The sequence below is a fragment of the Kribbella sp. NPDC058693 genome, from assembly GCF_042715335.1.
Lineage (GTDB): Bacteria > Actinomycetota > Actinomycetes > Propionibacteriales > Kribbellaceae > Kribbella > Kribbella jiaozuonensis.
Genome location: NZ_JBHXSQ010000002.1, coordinates 714853 through 733058 on the forward strand (window position 1 = coordinate 714853; position 18206 = coordinate 733058).

Genomic DNA, 18206 nt, shown 5'->3' on the forward strand with positions numbered 1-18206 from the left:
GAATCAAAGGTGTGAAGGCGAGATTCGAGGCGTTGGCGTTGCTGGCCGGCAGCGGTACGGCGGACTTCGCGATGCGGATCACGCAGGTCGCGTTGCCGTTGGTGATCCTGCGGGAGACCGGATCCGTTGCGGCGACGGGGCTGGTCGGCGGTGCGTCCGGCATACCTGTGCTGTTGTCGCCATGGTGGGCACGGAAGGCACGGCAATGGGTGGACTCGGGGCCGCGGCTGGCGGTGGTCGCGCTGGTGACCGCGATCGCGTTGGCGTCGGTCCCGGCGGCGGCCGGACTTGGACTGCTGACGCCGGAGTTGTTGGTGTTCAGCGGTTTGCTGCTGGGCTGCGGTACTGCGCTGGCGGATCCGGGCCGGTCTGCATTGCTGGCCGACACGGGGGATCGTTGGGGTCCGGATCGCGCGGTCCTGTTGCTCACCTGGCAGGACGGTCTCCGCCGGGTCGGCATGCTGATCGGACCGACGGTCGGTGCGCTGGCGGTGTCGGCCGGGTTCACGAACCGGCTGCTGTGGATCGAGGCGGTGGCAGTCGTCGGCGCCGGCCTGCTCGCCTGCACAGTGCCCGCCCAGCGAGTGGTTGTCAGAACGGTTGAGGTCCCCTCCATTCGAGGCAGCCTCAAGGGTCGTCCAGAGGTGATGTACGGCTGGCTCATCCGTGGGACCGGGTGCGTGACCTGGTTTGCGTTCACGTTGGGTTTGTCGGTGCTGGGAGAGCAACGCGGGCGGCCCGGCATCTACCTCGCCGCCGGTATGACCGGGTACGGCGTGGGCTCGCTGATCGGGACCGCGATCTCGCTGGCCGTCGTACGCCGGATCCCGCCGGTCGCCTGCGCCGCGGTCGCCTGGTCCTGGAGCGGACTGTGCTGGATCGCGATGGGTTTGTGGTCGACCCCGGCGATCGTCGCCGTCGCGGGAGCCTTCTCCGGCGTGACCGTTGTGGTCGGCATCGCGGCCATCTCGATCATCATCACCAGGTCGTCGGCCGGGGCAGAGCGACGTACGTTGCTGAGCGGGCAGGCTGTGGTGGTCAGCGCGAGCAGTTCGGCGGGGCTGTTGATCGGCGGACCGATCATCGCGACGGTCGGCGCGCAGCTGACGCTCGTCGGTGCTGGAACGCTCCTGGCGTTAATCGCTGGACTCGTGCTGCTGCGGTGTCAGACTGCATTACATGCCAGGGATCGCGATCACCACGTTGGCCGAGCGGCCTGAGTACCTCGAGCGGATGTACGAGTTCGCGGACACCTGGCCGAAGTTCATGTTCAACGACCCGATCGGCAATGCGCTGATGGGCCAGGTCGCGGCGAACTTCCCCGACCAGTGCCTGGTCGCGACCGAGGACGGCGAGCCGGTCGCGCACGGCCGGAGCATCCCGTTCGTCTATCCGGACGAGAACCGCACCAAGGTCCCCGCCGACGGCTGGGACCGGGTCCTGCAATGGGGTTTCGCCGACAAGCGCAACGGCCGCGAGCCGAACGTGTCGAGCGCCCTCGAGATCCTGATCCGCCCGTCGCATCAGGGCCGCGGCCTGTCCCACGCGATGCTCGACGCGATGCGCCAAGCCGCAAAAGCTAAGGGCCATACCACCCTCTACGCCCCGGTCCGCCCGAACGGCAAGGCCGACCCGCACCAGCCGATGACGGAGTACATCGAGCAACTGCGGCCGGACGGTCTACCGGTTGATCCCTGGCTGCGCGTCCACGTCAAAGCCGGCGGCAAGATCATCCAGGTCGCACCACGGTCGATGGTCATCACCGGAACACTCGACGAGTGGCGCGACTGGACCGGCCTCCCGTTCGACACCACCGGCGACGTCGTCGTACCCAAGGCTCTCGTCCCCGTCCACGTGGATGTCCGCCACAACCACGCCGTGTACGTCGAGCCGAACGTCTGGGTCCAGCACGACCTCTAACGCGCGAGGCGGCTGAGGAGAGCCGAGGCGGCGCAGATTCCGGCGATGGCGGCGACGATGAGGACGCCGAAGTCGAGCCAGTAGTTGGTCGGCTGGCCGATGAGGAGACCGCGGAGTGCGCTCACCTCGTAGGTCAGCGGATTGGCATGGCTCAGCACCTTCAGCCAGCCCGGCATGATCGCGATCGGATACAGCGCGCTCGACGCGAAGAACAGCGGCATCGTGATCGCTTGCCCGATGCCCATCAGGCGATCGCGGCGCAGTACCAGACCGGCGATCGTCATCGAGAGGCACGAGAAGAACGCCGCACCCAGTACGACGACCACGAGAACGGCCAGCAGCTTCAGCGGGTTCCAGGTCAGGCTGACGCCGAGCAGGGCGGCGACGATGATCACGACGATCGCTTGCGAGATGGTACGGACGCCGGCCGCGAACGCCTTGCCTGCAACGAGAGCGGAGCGCGGGCTGGGCGTGACGAGGAGCTTGGTCAGGATGCCGGCGTCGCGTTCCCAGATGATCTGGATGCCGTAGAAGATCGCGACGAACAGCGCGGACTGGGCGATGATGCCCGGCGCGAGGTAGTCGAGGTACGGGACGTTGCCGGTCGGGATCGCGCGGATCCGGCTGAACGTCTGGCCGAAGATCACGAGCCAGAGGATCGGCTGGATCGCGCGGGTGATCAGCTCGGTCCGGTCGTGCCGCAGCTTCTGCAGCTCGACCAGGCAGAACGTGCCGATCCGCGATAGCAGCCGGAGCGCCGCTCGCGGCCTCGACTCAACCCATGCGCTGGGCGGTGCGACGGGTGCCACGGACATCGCGCAGGCCTCCCTTCTCCGAAGCCGCGAGGCTTTCGCCGGTGTGGTGCCGGAACACGTCCTCGAGGCTCGCCTCGGGACCAAGCTCGGCCTTGAGATCGGTGGGTGTGCCGACGGCGCGCAGCCGGCCGAGATGCATCAGCGCCACCCGGTCGCAGAGGATGTCGGCCTCTTCCATGTAGTGCGTGGTCAGCAGCACGGTCATCCCGTACTTGTCCTGCATGTCCTGCACCCGCGCCCACACCGAGTCGCGCGCGACCGGGTCCAGCCCGACCGTCGGCTCGTCGAGCACGAGCAGCGCGGGCCGGTTGACCAGCGCCTGCGCGAGCTCGAGCCGCCGTACCATGCCGCCGGAGTACGTCGATGCAAGCCGATCCGCTGCATCCGTCAGATCAACGATCTCGAGTACTTCGGCCACGCGAGCCGCCCGTTCACGCCGCGGTACGTCGAACAAGCGCGCGAACCAGGACACGTTCTCGCGACCGGACAGCGCGCCCTCGATCGACAACTGCTGCGGGACGTAGCCGAGCAGGCGGCGTACCGACATCGCGTCGGTGCGGACGTCGAGGCCGAAGACGCGGACTGTGCCGGACTGCGGGGGATAGAGCGTGTTGAGCACCCGGAGGGTCGTCGTCTTGCCGGCGCCGTTCGGCCCGAGCAAGCCGAAGCACTCACCGGGGGAGACGGTCAGGTCGAGGCTGTCGACCGCGAGATGGTCGCCGAACTTGTGACTCAGCCCGATGATCTCGGCGGCCGGCGCCGGCTGTGCTGCGGTATCCGCACTCATACGCGCTCCTTCACGTCCTGCTCGGATGGGGTGAGCCGTTCGGCGAGTACGCCGAGAACCGGTAAAGCGGCCCGCAACGCGTCGCGGTCGGCGGGACCGAGTCCGTCGAGGGCCTCGTTGACGAGCGCGGCGCGGCGGTCGCGCCAGGCCTCGACCTGCTCGCGGGCCGGCTCGGTCAGGGTCAGGCGGGCGATCCGGCGGTCGCTCTCGTCCGACGTACGCAGCAGCATGCCGCGCTCGGTGAGCTGACCGACCAGGGTCGACACGGTGTTCGGGACGAGGCCGAGCTCGGCGGCCGCTTCGGCGACAGAGATGCCCGGGTTGCGCCGTACGAGCCGGATCAGCTCTGCCTGCGAGCCGGTCAGCGTGCTCAGCGCCAAGGGGCGGCCCGCGGATCGGCGGAGGCGGCGGCGCACCAATCCGATCGCGGCGAGCAGGTCCTCGGCGAGAGTCTCGGTCACGGTTCCGAGAATACCTCTGTCGCAGAGATATTTCATCGGGAGAACCCCAACTAGTCGGGGTACCTGGCCGGACCTGGCCCGCGCACGATCGAGGCATGAGCACAACAGAGAGCAACAAAACCGTCGTCAAGGACTTCATCGACGGACTGTTCACCAAAGGGGACCTCGGCGCCGTGGACACGCACCTGGCCGAAGACTTCATCAACCACGACCCGCCGTTCGGGGTCACGCCGCACCGGGAGGGGATGCGGGACGCGGGGAAGCTGATGCGGGCCGCGTTCCCGGACTGGCACAGCGATACGCACGCGCTGATCGCGGAGGGGGATGTTGTCGTCGAGCGGTTCACGGCCGGCGGGACGCAGCGGGGTGAGGTGCTGGGGGTGCCGCCGAGCGGGAAGGCGGTCAGCCTGCCGGGGATCAACATCTGGCGGCTGCGGGACGGGCTGATCGTCGAACGCTGGGGGCTGCTCGATGACCTCGGGTTCCTGCGGCAACTCGGCGTAGCATCCTGATTATGGGGGCGGGGGATCGCCTTGAGGTGCTGATCCAGCGTTGTTATGCGGGGCTGGGTGCCGATGAGTTGCGGTCCGAGGTGCTCGGGCGGCTGCGTGGTGTGCTGTCAGTCGACGCGACGTTCTTCGCGACGGTTGATCCGGCGACGGTGTTGTTCACGTCGGCGATGGTCGACGAGCCGCTCGGGGCGGTCACGGAGCAGTTCATCGCGAACGAGTTCGGGCAGGACGACGTGAACAAGTTCGCCGTACTGGCCGGCGGCCGGGATCCGGTCCGGTCGCTGGGCCAGGCGACGAAGGGCGACTGGGGGAGCAGCCCGCGGTACGCCGAGGTGATGCGCCCCCTCGGTCTCGGCGACGAACTCCGCGCGGCCCTGATGTCGAACGGCCGCTGCTGGGGCGTCCTCTGCCTCCACCGCGAAACCGCAGACACCGGCTTCGCCGACCAAGAGATCCAACTGGTACGCCGCCTCGCACCCCACCTCGGCGAGGGCCTCCGCCTCGGGCTCCGAGCACCTGCTGCTGGATCTACCGCAGTCGGTCCCGGGGTGGTGGTGCTTGACCGAGTGCTGCGGATGCAGTCGACGACAGCGGAGGGCGAGTACTGGCTTGGGGAGCTGGGGGCGGTGGAGCAGTTGCCGGTGGCTGTGTTGTCGGTGGCTGCTCGGATGGAGCTCGGGGGCGTGACTGCGCGGCTGAAGGTGAGGACGCGGACTGGGGAGTGGCTGGCGCTGCAGGCGTCGCGGCTGGGGGACGACGGGCAGATCGTGGTGGTGATGGAGCCGGTGACACCGGCTCAGCTGGGGTCCTTGCTGCTCGATCTGCACGGACTCACGCCGGCTCAGCAGCGGGTTACCGAGTTGCTGTTGCGCGGCTACTCCACGCGGCAGATCGTCGAGCGGTTGTGTCTGTCACCCCACACCGTGCAGGAGCACGTGCGGGCGTCGTTCGACAAGGTCGGCGTCGGGAGCCGACGGGAACTGGTGAGTGCGTTGCTCAGAGGGTCCGCATCACGCGGATGATGCGGCGGCGGAGCCAGACGCGGCGGGTGCCGTCGGGATAGCGGCGCAGACGGGCCAGCTCCCACCCGCCGTACTCCGCGTGCTCGGTGAGCAACCTGCGCACCGCACCGCGGGACTCCGTCCTGGACACCTCGAACTGCTGCAGCTCGTATTCGGCCATCCGCACCTCCTGCCACATTCAACAATGCAGCCTGAACAACAACAACCTCAAGAAACATCCTCCAACGCCGCCGAAATCGCGGGCGGCAGGGTGAGCTCCTCTACTCCCAGCACCGACTTCAATTGCAACGCAGTCCGGGCTCCGACGATGGCCGCCGACACGCCGGGCCGGTCCCGCACCCAGGTCAGCGCGACCTCGAGCGGGGTCCAGCCGAGCCCGTCCGCTGCCCGGGCAACCGCTTCCACGATGCCCGAAGACCGCGCGTCGAGGTAGGGGTCGACGAATCTGGACAGATGCTGAGACGCGGCCCGGGAGTCCGCCGGGATGCCCGTGCGGTACTTCCCGGTCAACACGCCCCGGCCGAGCGGGGACCACGCGAGTACGCCGATCCCGAGCCCGGCGGCGGCGCGGAGCGCGTCCACCTCGGCGTCCCGGGCGAGCAGCGAGTACTCCACCTGGTTCGACACCGGGACCGCGCGGCCCGGCCACGCCTGCTGCCAGGTGACGGCCCGGGCGGACTTCCAGCCCGCGTAGTTCGAGATCCCGACATACCGCACCTTGCCGGAGCTGACCGCGTGATCGAGCGCGGAGAGCGTTTCCTCCAGCGGGACGTCGTCGGACCAGGTGTGCAGCTGCCAGAGATCGATGTGGTCGACGTTCATCCGGCGCAGCGAGCCCTCCAGGTCGCGCAGCAGGGCGCCGCGGGAGGTGTCGGTGATCCGCTCACCCCGGCGGACGCTGAACCCGGCCTTGGTCGCGATCACCAGGTCGTCACGGTCGACCACGTCGCCGAGCAGCGACCCGATCAGCAGCTCGCTGTCACCATCGCCGTACGCCGCGGCCGTGTCGATCAGCGTCCCGCCCGCGGAGACGAACGCCGCCAGCTGCTCGCGCGCCTCATGCTCGTCGGTGTCCCGGCCCCACGACATCGTGCCCAGGCCTAGCCTGCTCACCGCCAGTCCACTGTGACCGAGATAGCGCTGCTGCATGACCCGAGCCTATTGCGGGCCACCGACAACCTCTCGCTAGGCTCGCCAGTCATGCGACTCGGACTCAACATCGGCTTCGTGTACGGCGGCGACGATCACCTGGACCACCTGAGGCTGGTGAAGGAGGCCGAGGCACTCGGTTTCGCGGTCACCTGGGCCGCGGAGGCGTACGGCTCGGACGCGGCGACCCTGCTCAGCTGGATCGCCGCCCAGACCACCACGATCGACGTCGGCGCGGCCGTCTTCCAGATCCCGGCCCGGACGCCGGCGATGACGGCGATGACCGCGGCCACCCTGGACCGGCTGTCGAACGGCCGGTTCCGGCTGGGTCTCGGCGTGTCCGGACCGCAGGTTTCGGAGGGCTGGCACGGCGTCCGGTTCTCTCAGCCTCTGCTCAGGACGCGTGAGTACGTTGACATCGTGAACGCGGCTCTCCGGCGGGAGACCGTCGCGTACGAGGGGAAGTACTTCACGTTGCCGCTGCCCGACGGACCGGGCAAGGCGCTGAAACTGACGGTGCGGCCGATCCGCGACCATGTGCCGGTGTACCTGGCGGCGGTCGGTCCGAAGAACCTCGAGCTGGCCGGCGAGATCGCCGACGGCTGGCTCGGCATCCTGAACGATCCTGCCTATCTGGGAGAGCAGTTGACGCACATCAAGGCGGGCCGCCGAAGGAGTTCGGCAGAGCCCCGTCAGCAGGACCTCGACGGCTTCGACGTCGTGGTCACGACCCCGCTGATGACGGGTGACGACATCCAGGCCGCGGCCGACCCGGTCCGTGGGTACGCCGCGCTGTACATCGGCGGTATGGGCAGCCGGGAGAAGAACTTCTACAACGCGCTCGCGGTCCGGATGGGGTACGCCGAGGAGGCCAAGCAGATCCAGGACCTGTACCTGGACAGGAAGCACCGCGAGGCGATGGCCGCCGTACCGTTCGGGTTCCTGGACTCGATCTCGCTGCTCGGTTCGAAGGAGCGGATGGCGGACAAGCTCACGGCGTACGCCGAGGCCGGGGCGACGACTGTCGCGCTGACGCCGTTCGCGTCGACGGTCGAGCAACGCATCGCCGACCTGCACACCGCCGCGGAGGCGCTGGAGCTGGCCGGGGTCGCTGGCTGATGACGATCTGGGACTCCATCATCCTCGGCATCGTCGAGGGCCTGACCGAATTCCTCCCGGTCTCCAGCACCGGGCACCTGACCATCGTGTCGAAGATGCTCGGCCTGAAGATCGACGACCCGTCGATCACCGGCTTCACCGCGGTGATCCAGGTCGGCGCGATCGCCGCGGTCGTCCTCTACTTCTGGAAGGACATCTCCCGGATCGCGGTCGCGTGGGTGCGTGGGCTGGCGAAGCCCGAACACCGCGGCGAGTTCGACCACCGGATGGGCTGGTACGTCATCGTCGGCTCGGTCCCGATCGTGATCGTCGGCTTCCTCGCCCGCGACCTGATCTCCGGTCCGCTCCGCAGCCTGTGGTGGGTGGCCGCGGCTCTCATCGGTTGGTCCATCGTGATGGTCGCCGCCGAACGCCTCGGCACAAAGGAACGCCCGCTGACCCGCATCACGTTCGTGGACGCGCTAGTCATGGGCCTGGTCCAATGCCTCGCACTGATCCCCGGCATCTCCCGCTCCGGCGCCACCATCTCCGCCGGCCTCTTCCGCGGCCTGGACCGAGTAGCCGCGACCAGAATCTCTTTCCTACTAGGCATCCCCGCGTTGGTAGGCGCCGGCGTCTACGAACTAAAAGACGCCCTCCACGGCAACGTAGGCGCGGTCCCACTCCTGGTCGGCACAGTCGTCAGCTTCATCGTCGCCTACGCCTCAATCGCCTGGCTCCTCCGCTTCGTAGCCAAACACACCATCGAGGTCTTCGCCTTCTACCGGGTCCTATTAGGCATAGTCCTAGTAATCCTCCTAGCCACCAGCACCATCACGGCAACCTAGGCGGTACTACGAACGCTCGCCGGGCCGGCGACACCCGACGGGGTGTCGCCGGCCCTCGCATCTGCCCGCCCTCCGACGCCCGATCCGGCCCTGCGACACGAGCAACCGGAGGCCCGCTCCGCCACGCGAGCTGTCCACGTCGCGGGTCGGCTCGGCTGCGGATGCACGCCACGGCGCGGGTGGCTCACGAGCAGCAGTCGGCGGCGCGACGGGGCGGTCGCACCGCGCGGCAGCGCGAGAACGCGAGCGGCAGCTGGCAAACGCCGGCGGCAGCCGGAAGAACCGGCGATAGCCGGAATGGATGCTCCGGGCGATAAGCCCGGGGGTGGGTGGGTGGCGCGCGGAGCGGGCGCGCCGAGGAGCGGAGCGACGAGAGGCGGCCGCGGAGCACGCGGGGGTATTACAACCAGCCGACCTTGCGGAAGAAGCGGTACATGGTGGAGCAGACGACGGCCATCAGGAGGAGGACGCCGTAGTAGCCGAAGTGCCAGCGGAGTTCTGGCATGTTGTCGAAGTTCATGCCGTAGATGCCCGCCAGCATCGTGGGGACCGCGGCGATGGCGACCCACGCGGAGATCTTGCGCATGTCGTCGTTCTGCTGGACGGAGACCCGGGCGAGGTGTGCGTTCAGCGCCGACTGGAGCAGGGTGTCGATCGACTCGGTCTGCTCGGACACCCGGCTGAGATGGTCGGCGACGTCGCGGAAGAACGGGCTCGCCTTCGGCCCCAGCCCGGCGACTCCGTGTGCGAACTCCTCCATCGGCTCCCGCAGCGGATCGATCGCCCGCCGCATCTCGAGCACCTCGCGCTTGAGCCGGTAGATCCGCTCCGCGTCGCTCGTCCGCTCGGGGGAGAACACCGAGCTCTCGATCTCGTCGACGTCGATCTCGACCTGTTCGGCGACGGTCTCGTACTGGTCCACGATCGCGTCGCAGATCGCCCAGAGTACGGCGGCCGGACCGTGCCCGAGCATCTGGGCGCGCTCCTCGAGTTCGTGCCGCGTGGTGGCGAGCTCGCCGCCTTCCCCGTGCCGCACCGTCACGACGTACTGCTGCCCGATGAACGCGGTCACCTGCCCGGTCTCGACCGCGTCGCCCTCGTCGACGTACCAGAGCGTCCGCAGTACGACGAGGATCATGTCGCCGAACCGCTCGACCTTAGGCCGCTGGTGGATCTGCAGCGCGTCCTCGACGGCCAGATCGTGCAGGTCGAACAGCCGTTGCACCCGCTCCATCTCGGCGTCCGACGGGTCGTGCAACCCGATCCACCCGAACGATTCGTGGTCGTCGTCGATGGCCTGGGCAACGGTCTCGGGGTCCTTGGGCAGATCCCGCCGTTCCCCCTCGGCGTACACCCCGCAGTCGACGATCACACCACCCATCATGGCACCACGACTTGTCGGACCGGATAACGTGCACACCATGCCCACGGTGATTCTGGTCCGCCACGGTCGTAGCGCTGCGAACACGTCCGGCACGCTGGCTGGTCGTACTCCCGGTGTGAAGCTGGACGAGACCGGCGTCAAACAGGCCGAGGCGGTCGCGCAGCGACTGGCAGACCTGCCGCTGGCCGCGATCGTCACCTCACCCCTCGAGCGCTGCAAGCAGACCGCGGCCGCGATCGCCAAGCAGTACGCCGAACACCACCCCGACCAGCACCCCGCGTTGCGTCCGGCAACCGACCGCCGACTGACGGAGTGCGGGTACGGCGACTGGACCGGCAAGAAGATCGCGACCCTCGCGAAGGACCCGCTCTGGGCCGTCGTCCAGCAGCACCCGTCCGCGGTCACGTTCCCGAACGGCGAGTCGATGCGGGCGATGCAGCAGCGCGCGGTCGACGCGATCCGGGCGCACGACGCGGCGCTCGCGAACAGTCATGGCAACAACGCGATCTGGGTCGCGGTCTCGCACGGCGACGTGATCAAGGCGATCGTGGCGGACGCCCTCGGCCAGCACCTGGACACGTTCCAGCGGATCGTCGTCGACACCGCCTCGACCACGGTCATCACCTACACCGCGACCCGCCCGTTCCTGGTCCGCCTGAACGACTCCGGCAGCGAGCTGGCGTCCCTGGTTCCTAAGCCGACAGCGAAAGGCAAGCCCAAGAAGCAGTCCTCGGACGCGGTCGTCGGCGGACGGTAATAGGGTCTAGATATGGCGCGAGTAGTACATACCTACGACGACCCCGAGCGGTTCGTCGCCGGCACCGTGGGGGAGCCCGGTGCGAGGACGTTCTTCCTGCAGGCCAGGGCCGGGCAACGGCTGACGTCGGTCGCGTGCGAGAAGGAACAGGTGATGGCGCTCGCGGAGCGGCTCGACGTGATGCTCGACGAGGTCGCGCGGCGGTTCGACCGCGACCCGGTGACGCTGACCTCGGCGGACGACACCGCGCCGCTCGAGCAGCCGATCGAGGAGGAGTTCCGGGCCGGCACGATGACGCTGGCCTGGGAGGCCGACGCCGAGCGTGTGGTGATCGAGGTGTTCGCGGTCGTCACCGGTGAGCAGGCCGACCTCGAGGAGACCGACCCGGTCACCGCCGCGATGGAGTCCGACGACGCCGAGGTGTTCATCGTCCGGATCACGGAGGAGCAGGCCAGGGCCTTCGCCCGGCGAGCTGTCGCGCTGGTCGCGTCCGGTCGCCCGAGCTGCCCGTTCTGCGGCCGGCCGATCGACGCCGACGGCCACATCTGCCCCCGGGCCAACGGCTACCGCAGGCATCTGCCGGAATGACAATCGATCCGGAGCTGCTCGCTCTCGGCGAACTGTCGTTGCACGGTCGCCTCGTCGCGGCGTCGAACGGCACGTACCAGGGCTCGGTCAGCCTCAACGGCGAGACTGCAACCGTGGTCTACAAACCGGTCGAGGGCGAGCGGCCGCTGTGGGACTTCCCCGACGGCACGCTGGCCCAGCGCGAGTTCGCGGCGTACGTCGTCTCCGAGGCGCTGGGCTGGTCCGTCGTGCCGCCGACCTTGTTGCGGGACGGACCACTCGGCGTGGGCATGGTCCAGCTCTGGATCGATGAGGCCGAGCTCGGGCCGGGGGAGACCGAGCTGGTCGACATCGTGCCGCAAGGTCGCGTGCCGAAGGGCTGGGTCGGCGTACTCGAAGCGCTCGACGGCCGCCACAACCCGGTCACGCTCGTCCACGCGGACAACGAGGCGCTGAAGCGCATGGCCGTCTTCGATGCCGTGGTCAACAATGCCGACCGCAAGGGCGGCCACGTGCTGAACCCGGGCGACGGCCGGGTGTACGGCGTGGACCACGGCGTCGCGTTCAACGCCGACGACAAGCTCCGCACGGTGCTGTGGGGCTGGGCCGGCGATTCGATCCCGGCCGACCTGCTGGACGACGTACGCCGGTTGGCCGATCAGCTCGCTGGTGGCTTCGGGCAACAATTGTGCGAGCTGATCACCGCGGTCGAGCTGACCGCGACCCGCGAGCGCTGCGCGACGCTGCTCAAGACCGGCACTTTCCCGTACCCGAGCGACGACTGGCCCGCGATTCCCTGGCCCGCGTTCTAGACCGTCGGCTCGACGCTCACGTTGCCGATCCGGCCGAGGTCGTCGAAGGACGCGAGGACGACGCTGCCGTTCGGCGCCGTACCGCGGATCGCGTCCGGGCCTTCGTCGTACTGCAGGCCGAAGTGCTGGAAGTACCCGCGGACGACCTGCCGGTGGTCGGACGGGAACACGCTGACAGCCGTCATCAGCAGCCGCGGTGCGGCGATCGCATCGAACCCGGCCAGCGGTAGCTGCTCGTCCGCGACATGCAGGTACACGTGCCCGAGACCCTCGTTGATCGCGGTCGACCAGACGCCACGACCACCGAGTACGGCGCCTGCGGTGATCGCGAGCGTGATCGCGGCCTGCGCCGGTTGCGGGAACCCGCTCAGGTCCAGGCTGCCGGTGGTGAACTCGTCGATCCCGTGCCTGCCGCCGAACTGCCGGATCGCCTCGGTCGGCGCGACTGCCGGCGCGTCCGGGCCGAAGCCCGGGTTCGCCCAGCCCCACAGCCAGGTGTTGTCCTGGTGCGAGAAGCTGCCGAGCAACGAGACGCCGCCGAGCGCGGTCCGGTCGCCGGTGAGCGTCCGCGCGTCGAGGTCGGCGTGCAACGAGCCAGGGCCGACCACCTCGTTGAAGAGGTCCTGTTGCTGGATCGCGGCCGCGGCGATCCAGCGGCCGTACGCCTGGAAGTCGGAACTGAAGTCAGCGCTCATCGCTGGCGACGCTAGCGGGACCAGGGGGCCAGCCGATGGACGGACCACGGATTGGAACCGTGTCGCGTCATTGAAAATCGGACTGGCATAAGCTCCGACACATGCAGGCGTGGACGAAACCAGACATCCCGGTCGTACCCGGGCCGGCCCGGCGGCTGCGCCTCTACGACACCGCTTCCCGCGGCCTGGTCGAGGTGCCCCCGACCGACAGCGCCACCGCGCGGATGTACGTGTGCGGCATCACGCCGTACGACGCGACGCATATGGGCCACGCGGCGACGTACGTCACGTTCGACCTGATCAACCGCCTGTGGCGGGACAGCGGGTACGACGTCCACTACACGCAGAACATCACCGACGTCGACGATCCGCTGCTCGAGCGGGCGACCGCGACCGGGGTCGAGTGGACCGACCTGGCGGCGCAGGAGATCCAACTGTTCCGCGACGACATGACCGCGCTGCGGGTCATCCCGCCGCAGAACTACATCGGCGTGGTCGAGTCGATCGATCTGGTCTCGGACGCGGTCGAGGACCTGCGCCGGGCCGGCGCCGTGTACTCCGTCGACGGCGACCTGTACTTCGCGGTGAAGACCGACCCGCTGTTCGGCGGTGTGTCGAACTACGACCGCGAGACGATGACCGAGCTGTTCGCGGAGCGTGGCGGCGACCCGGACCGCGAGGGCAAGCAGGACCCGCTGGACAGCCTGCTGTGGCGGCACGAGCGGCCGGGGGAGCCCGCGTGGGACTCGGCCCTCGGACGCGGCCGGCCGGGGTGGCACGTGGAGTGCTCGGCGATCGCGCTGAAGTACCTCGGGATGACGTTCGACGTCCAGGGCGGCGGGACCGACCTGATCTTCCCGCACCACGAGATGTCGGCCAGCGGTGCGCAGGTCGCGACCGGCGAGCACCCGTTCGCCCGGGCGTACGTGCACCAGGCGATGGTCGGGCTCGACGGCGAGAAGATGTCGAAGTCCAAGGGCAACCTGGTGCTGGTGTCGAAGGAGCGGCTGGCGGGCGCGGATCCGATGGCGATCCGGCTGGCGCTGCTCACCCACCACTACCGCACGGACTGGTTCTGGATGGCGTCGGACCTGACCGACGCGCAGGCCCGACTGGATGTCTGGCGCGGTGCGATCGGTCGCGGTTCCGGGCCGGACGGTGCTGCCGCGGTCGACGCTCTACGGGCGGCACTGACGAACGACCTGGACACCGTGGCCGCACTGGCCGCGGTGGACGCCTGGGCGGAGAGCGAGGGCGACGATCACGAGGCGCCTGCTCTCATCGCCCAGGCAGTGGATGCCTTACTGGGCGTGAAGCTGTAGAAGAACAGGCCGTCAGCCGGTGACGGCCTGGTGGGTCTTCACCGGGGTCGGAACCGGCGCGGCCGGCGGGGTGTCGAGCTGCGGCGGGGCCGGGTTCGCCGGCTTGGGGGTCGGCTTGGGCTTCGGCTTCGTGGCCGGCTTGGCGCAGGTGGCCGAGGCCAGGTTGATGACCTCGGCGCCGCCGCCGAGGTTGATGCTCAGGCCGGTGATCGTGAACGAGCCGTCCGAGTGCTTGCCCTGGCTGTTGACGCTGATGGCCGCCAGCGGGTTCGACGGCAGCGACGCGCCCTGCTTGGTGCTGGGGAGCTTCAAGGTCTGACCGAGCAGCGTCACCGCGCCCAGGTCGACCCCGCCGGAGTCACCCGAGCAGTAGACGTTCAGCGAGTCGATCGCCAGCAGCGAACTCGGCGGGTTGAGCAGCAGGTTGCACAGGTCGGGGAGGTTCTTGACCGGCAGGTCCTTCGTGCTCAGCTGCGGCAGCGGCAGACCCAGGTCGGGCAGCGCGATATCCGGCAGCGGCAGGTCGTCCGCGCCGGTCTTCGGCAGGCTCGCACACTGCTGCTTCAGCTCCGGCGGGATCTGCACCTGGCTGAGGATGTCCGGACCGACCACGATGTCGAACAGCTCGACCGACGCCGAGTCGTTGCCCGCGGTCGCCGTACCGGCCCGGACCGAGATCAGCGGGTTCTTCGGGAGCTCCAGCGCGGAGGTCGTCTGCCGCTTGCCGTCGAGCGATTCGGCGTACGGCGTCTTCGCGATCGGCACCTGGCCCTCCGCGCTCACGGCGTACGCCGACGACGGGCGGGCCGCGGCGTTGCCGGCCGGCGCACTGGCGACCAGGCTGAACGTCACGACGCCTGCCACGGCCGCGGCCGTGAGGATCGTCGGAGTCAACTGTCGTCGCATCGGAATCTCCTTATTTGCTGTCGATCAGGACGAGCGTCCCGAGCGGAACCTTCTGCAGATCGGCGAGGGCGGTCTTCGGCACCCGGACGCAGCCGGCACTGATCGCCGCCCCGAACACGTGGGGATTCGGCCAGCCGTGGATCGCGACCGTACCAGGCCCGCCACCGAACGTGTCCAAGGTGGGACTGTGCGCACCCAACGGGAGCACGATCGGCGACGCCGACCGCTTGTGGTCGATGATCGAGCCGAGCAGGAACGTCCGGCCGGGCGGCGTCGGCGTCTTCTTCGCGCCGACCCCGGCCTTCCAGGTGCCCAGGCTCTTGTTCTTGTCGAACAGCTCGATCGTCCGCGAGCTGGTGTGCACACGGATCAGGTACGACGAGGAGGCCCGGTCGAGGTCCTCGTCCTGTAGCCAGCCCGTCGACCGGTTCGGCTTGGAGGGGAGCAGCACCCGGACCCAGCCGTCGGTCTGCTCGACCACCGGCAGCCAGGTCGGACCGAACTGGGTCGGGCCGACCTTGCCGAACGCGTCGGCGTCCGGTGCCGTGAACAGCGCGGCCTCGGCGCGGGGGTGGACGACGAGCCCGCTGGTCCCGGTGAACGGCTGCGTGTCGAGCGGTGCGGTAGCGATCGTGGTGGCGGTCGTCGACGCCGTCAGTGTGGTGAGATCGACGGTGACGTGCTTCGTCTTGTTGCCGAAGATGCCGACCGCGGCGACGACGCCGAGCAGCAGGAGCACGGCAAGGGCAGGGATCGAAGTACCGCCCCGCTCGTTGCGCATCTCGTTACTCCCCGTGCTCCCGGTGACGGCACGCCGTCACCCCCCAGTTATCCGGACGAGAATAAACCCATTAGTAACAACGCGCCATGCCCACCCGGGTTACGTGGTCAGGTAGTGCGCTGCGATCTCGTCACTCGTCGTCAACCAGACGTCGCTCTGCGCGGCAATGTACTCCAGCGCGAGGTTCAGGTACTTCGCCCGGAACGGCTGCCCGATCACGAACGGATGCAGCGCGAGTGCCATCACCCGGCCGCCCTCTTCGCGCAGCACGTCGTACTGGTCCTTCACCATCTGCAGGAAGTCGGGGCCGGACAGGCCGCGGAGGAACAGGCCGAGGTCGTTGAGCTCGAGCGTGTACGGGACGCTGAGCATGCCGGGGACGTTCAAGCGGTAGGGCTGGTCGTCGTTGGTCCAGTCGAGGACGTACTGGTAGCCGAGCTCGCCGAGCAGTTCCGGGGTGTTGTGGGTCTCGGTCAGCGCCGGTCCCATCCAGCCCTTCGGACGCTTGCCGGTGGCGGTCTCGATCGTCGTCGTGATGTCGGTGAGGATGCGGCGTTCCTCGTCGGGCTCGTACCCGGTGTGCAGGATCGAGTTGGTCTGCCCGTGGGCGAGCCAGGCCCAGTCGCGTTCGACGCCGGCCTTGATGATCTGCGGGTTGTGCTCGGCAACCATCGAGTTGACCAGAGCGCTCGCGCGGACGCCGTGCCGGTCGAGGATGTCGATGGTGCGCCAGATGCCCACGCGGGAGCCGTACTCGCGCCAGCCCTGGTTCAGCGCGTCGGGTTTGACGTCGAGCGGCCAGATGCTGGTGGAGGGTTCGTCGGGCAGGAAGTGTTCGATGTTGAGCCCGACGTAGAAGGCCACGCGCTTGCCGTCGGGCCATTCGAGGGCGGGTCGTTCGGTGATCGGGCTGTAGTCGTAGAGCGTCATACCGGGACGGTAAAGTCTGACATCAGTGTCAGGTTCAAGTCCTGGAGGCAGCGTGCGGATCGGGGAGCTGGCGGAGCGCGCCGGGGTCAGTGTGCGGTCCCTGCGGTACTACGAAGCGCAGGGCCTGCTCGTGTCGGAGCGAACCGCCGGCGGCCAGCGTGAGTACGCCGAACGCGCCGTCGACCGCGTCATCTTGATCCAGGAGCTGTTCGCGGCCGGCCTGCACAGCAAGAAGATCGCCGAGCTGCTGCCCTGTATGCGCGACCCGGACGGCGGCCCGAACGAGCGGGCCACACCCGAACTCGTCACGGAGTTAACCGCCGAACGGGACCGCATCGACCAGATGATCGCGGACCTCACGACCTCCCGCGCCGTCCTTGACGACGTCATCACCACCGCAACGCGGGAGATGCCTGCCTAATCGCTCGGGTGGTTCTTGTTGCGCCGCCTGAGGTACCGCTCGAACTCCGCCGCGATCGCCTCGCCGGTGGCTTCCGGCAGGTCGGCGGTGTCGCGCTGCTCCTCGAGCGACTGCACGTACTCCGCGACCTCGGGGTCCTCTTCGCTGAGCTCGTCCGCTCCGCGCTGCCAGGCGCGGGCCAGCTCCGGCAGCTCGCCTTCAGGGATGGCCAGGTCGAGCAGCGCCTCGATCTTGCCGAGCAGGGCGAGTGAGGCCTTCGGGCACGGCGTGCCGGCGATGTAGTGCGGGATCGCGGACCAGATCGAGACCGACGGGACGCCGAGCGTCGTGCAGAGATCGGCGAACACACCGGTGATGCCGGTCGGACCTTCGTACGTCGACGCCTCGAGGCTCCACGACGCCGTCAGCTCCGGGTCGGACGACGTTGCCGAGACCGGGATCGGCCGGGTGTGCGGCGAGTCCGCGAGCAGCGCGCCGAGCACGACGACGATCTGCGCGTTCGACTCGTCGACGATCTCCAGCAGCTCGCGCGAGAACGCCCGCCAGCGCATGTTCGGCTCGATCCCGCGGATCAGCAGCACGTCGCGGCCGGTGTCGTCGGGCCGGGCCAGGTAGATCCGGGTCGTCGGCCAGGTCAGCCGCCGTACGCCGTCCTCGTCGAGGCCGACCTGGGGACGGTTCACCTGGAAGTCGTAGTAGTCCTCGGGGTCGATCGCCGTGACGAGCTCCGCGTCCCACTCGTCCACGAGATGGTCGACCGCTCCGGTGGCCGCCTCGGCCGCGTCGTTCCAGCCCTCGAACGCGGCGATCACGACCGGGTCCCTCAGGTTCGCGAGGTCAACCACTCGCAGGCCCCCTGTCGTCTCTGTAGGCAATCCGGCGGGAAACCGGACTGCCAGCCTACGTGTTCCGGCCCGGGCGTGTGCCCGGTTTCACGCGCAGCGGAACGTGTCGGTGAGACCCGAAATGTCCGGACCTGGCGTGACCAGGGAGAATGGACCCGAGCTGATCGGTGGAGA

The 18206-nt window shown here is 68.8% G+C and carries 22 protein-coding genes; 11 read left to right on the forward strand and 11 right to left on the reverse strand.

Annotated elements, in window-relative coordinates:
* The first annotated feature begins 11 nt into the window (after positions 1-11).
* On the forward strand, positions 12-1220 hold the full coding sequence (locus ACFWUU_RS13015; RefSeq protein WP_380175362.1) for an MFS transporter: 1209 nt from the start codon (positions 12-14) through the stop codon (positions 1218-1220).
* A complete protein-coding gene (locus ACFWUU_RS13020) occupies positions 1180-1920 on the forward strand; it encodes a GNAT family N-acetyltransferase (RefSeq protein ID WP_380175364.1) in 741 nt (246 codons plus the stop codon). The genes ACFWUU_RS13015 and ACFWUU_RS13020 overlap by 41 nt, the downstream gene beginning before the upstream one ends.
* On the opposite strand, the gene ACFWUU_RS13025 is transcribed toward ACFWUU_RS13020, so the two are convergent.
* From ACFWUU_RS13025 to ACFWUU_RS13035, 3 genes are read right to left on the reverse strand one after another with little or no spacing between them, the layout of a single operon-like run.
* Complete coding sequence (locus tag ACFWUU_RS13025; protein ID WP_137256910.1) at positions 1917-2735, reverse strand: ABC transporter permease; 819 nt, start codon at positions 2733-2735, stop codon at positions 1917-1919. The two genes, ACFWUU_RS13020 and ACFWUU_RS13025, sit on opposite strands and share 4 nt — an antisense overlap.
* A complete protein-coding gene (locus ACFWUU_RS13030; RefSeq protein ID WP_380175366.1) occupies positions 2695-3522 on the reverse strand; it encodes an ABC transporter ATP-binding protein in 828 nt (275 codons plus the stop codon). The genes ACFWUU_RS13025 and ACFWUU_RS13030 overlap by 41 nt, the downstream gene beginning before the upstream one ends.
* Positions 3519-3983, reverse strand: a complete 465-nt coding sequence (locus tag ACFWUU_RS13035; protein WP_380175368.1) for a MarR family winged helix-turn-helix transcriptional regulator — start codon at positions 3981-3983, stop codon at positions 3519-3521. Before ACFWUU_RS13035 ends, ACFWUU_RS13030 begins: the two co-directional genes overlap by 4 nt.
* A 95-nt stretch (positions 3984-4078) precedes the next feature.
* Between ACFWUU_RS13035 and ACFWUU_RS13040 the strand changes: the two genes are divergently transcribed.
* Positions 4079-4495: an ester cyclase gene (locus ACFWUU_RS13040; RefSeq protein WP_380175370.1), complete on the forward strand. Its 417-nt coding sequence runs from the start codon at positions 4079-4081 to the stop codon at positions 4493-4495.
* Between the two features lie 2 nt (positions 4496-4497).
* Positions 4498-5517, forward strand: coding sequence for a LuxR C-terminal-related transcriptional regulator (locus tag ACFWUU_RS13045; protein ID WP_380175372.1), 1020 nt, complete (start codon positions 4498-4500; stop codon positions 5515-5517).
* Here ACFWUU_RS13045 and ACFWUU_RS13050 read toward each other — a convergent pair.
* Positions 5492-5677: a DUF5703 family protein gene (locus tag ACFWUU_RS13050; protein ID WP_130448421.1), complete on the reverse strand. Its 186-nt coding sequence runs from the start codon at positions 5675-5677 to the stop codon at positions 5492-5494. The genes ACFWUU_RS13045 and ACFWUU_RS13050 overlap by 26 nt on opposite strands.
* Positions 5678-5724: 47 nt before the next feature.
* Positions 5725-6666, reverse strand: coding sequence for an aldo/keto reductase (locus ACFWUU_RS13055; protein WP_137256905.1), 942 nt, complete (start codon positions 6664-6666; stop codon positions 5725-5727).
* Positions 6667-6717: 51 nt separating this feature from the next.
* On the opposite strand from ACFWUU_RS13055, the gene ACFWUU_RS13060 reads away from it, so the two are divergent.
* Complete coding sequence (locus tag ACFWUU_RS13060; RefSeq protein ID WP_137256904.1) at positions 6718-7785, forward strand: LLM class F420-dependent oxidoreductase; 1068 nt, start codon at positions 6718-6720, stop codon at positions 7783-7785.
* On the forward strand, positions 7785-8612 hold the full coding sequence (locus ACFWUU_RS13065; RefSeq protein ID WP_137256903.1) for an undecaprenyl-diphosphate phosphatase: 828 nt from the start codon (positions 7785-7787) through the stop codon (positions 8610-8612). Before ACFWUU_RS13060 ends, ACFWUU_RS13065 begins: the two co-directional genes overlap by 1 nt.
* 400 nt (positions 8613-9012) lie before the next feature.
* On the opposite strand, the gene corA is transcribed toward ACFWUU_RS13065, so the two are convergent.
* A complete protein-coding gene (corA, locus tag ACFWUU_RS13070) occupies positions 9013-9993 on the reverse strand; it encodes a magnesium/cobalt transporter CorA (protein WP_380175376.1) in 981 nt (326 codons plus the stop codon).
* 40 nt (positions 9994-10033) lie between these two features.
* On the opposite strand from corA, the gene ACFWUU_RS13075 reads away from it, so the two are divergent.
* Genes ACFWUU_RS13075 through ACFWUU_RS13085 form a run of 3 tightly spaced genes read left to right on the forward strand, consistent with a single transcriptional unit; the run spans position 10034 to position 12132 of the window.
* The gene (locus tag ACFWUU_RS13075; protein ID WP_380175378.1) at positions 10034-10753 is read left to right on the forward strand and encodes a histidine phosphatase family protein; all 720 of its coding nucleotides are present in this window, start codon (positions 10034-10036) and stop codon (positions 10751-10753) included.
* A gap of 12 nt (positions 10754-10765) precedes the next feature.
* Positions 10766-11341 (forward strand): DUF3090 family protein, encoded by a 576-nt coding sequence (locus ACFWUU_RS13080; RefSeq protein ID WP_380175381.1) that lies wholly within the window; start codon positions 10766-10768, stop codon positions 11339-11341.
* Positions 11338-12132 (forward strand): SCO1664 family protein, encoded by a 795-nt coding sequence (locus ACFWUU_RS13085; protein WP_380175384.1) that lies wholly within the window; start codon positions 11338-11340, stop codon positions 12130-12132. The genes ACFWUU_RS13080 and ACFWUU_RS13085 overlap by 4 nt, the downstream gene beginning before the upstream one ends.
* Here the strand turns inward: ACFWUU_RS13085 and ACFWUU_RS13090 are convergent.
* Positions 12129-12827, reverse strand: a complete 699-nt coding sequence (locus ACFWUU_RS13090; protein ID WP_380175386.1) for a DUF6882 domain-containing protein — start codon at positions 12825-12827, stop codon at positions 12129-12131. The two genes, ACFWUU_RS13085 and ACFWUU_RS13090, sit on opposite strands and share 4 nt — an antisense overlap.
* A gap of 101 nt (positions 12828-12928) precedes the next feature.
* Here ACFWUU_RS13090 and mshC point away from each other — a divergent pair, with 101 nt between their 5' ends.
* Positions 12929-14149, forward strand: coding sequence for a cysteine--1-D-myo-inosityl 2-amino-2-deoxy-alpha-D-glucopyranoside ligase (gene mshC / locus ACFWUU_RS13095; RefSeq protein ID WP_137256897.1), 1221 nt, complete (start codon positions 12929-12931; stop codon positions 14147-14149).
* Positions 14150-14161: 12 nt separating this feature from the next.
* On the opposite strand, the gene ACFWUU_RS13100 is transcribed toward mshC, so the two are convergent.
* From ACFWUU_RS13100 to ACFWUU_RS13110, 3 genes are all read right to left on the reverse strand, one after another.
* Positions 14162-15055, reverse strand: a complete 894-nt coding sequence (locus tag ACFWUU_RS13100) for a hypothetical protein (RefSeq protein ID WP_380175388.1) — start codon at positions 15053-15055, stop codon at positions 14162-14164.
* A 10-nt stretch (positions 15056-15065) separates the two neighbouring features.
* Entirely contained in the window at positions 15066-15836 is a 771-nt protein-coding gene (locus ACFWUU_RS13105) for a L,D-transpeptidase (RefSeq protein ID WP_380175390.1), read from the reverse strand.
* Between the two features lie 99 nt (positions 15837-15935).
* Positions 15936-16766, reverse strand: a complete 831-nt coding sequence (locus tag ACFWUU_RS13110; RefSeq protein WP_137256894.1) for a polysaccharide deacetylase family protein — start codon at positions 16764-16766, stop codon at positions 15936-15938.
* A 52-nt stretch (positions 16767-16818) separates the two neighbouring features.
* Between ACFWUU_RS13110 and ACFWUU_RS13115 the strand changes: the two genes are divergently transcribed.
* Positions 16819-17187 carry a MerR family transcriptional regulator gene (locus ACFWUU_RS13115; RefSeq protein ID WP_380175392.1) on the forward strand — a complete coding sequence of 123 codons (369 nt, stop codon included), beginning with the start codon at positions 16819-16821 and terminating at the stop codon, positions 17185-17187.
* Here ACFWUU_RS13115 and ACFWUU_RS13120 read toward each other — a convergent pair.
* Positions 17184-18032 (reverse strand): PAC2 family protein, encoded by an 849-nt coding sequence (locus ACFWUU_RS13120; protein WP_137256893.1) that lies wholly within the window; start codon positions 18030-18032, stop codon positions 17184-17186. The two genes, ACFWUU_RS13115 and ACFWUU_RS13120, sit on opposite strands and share 4 nt — an antisense overlap.
* Positions 18033-18206 lie beyond the last annotated feature (174 nt).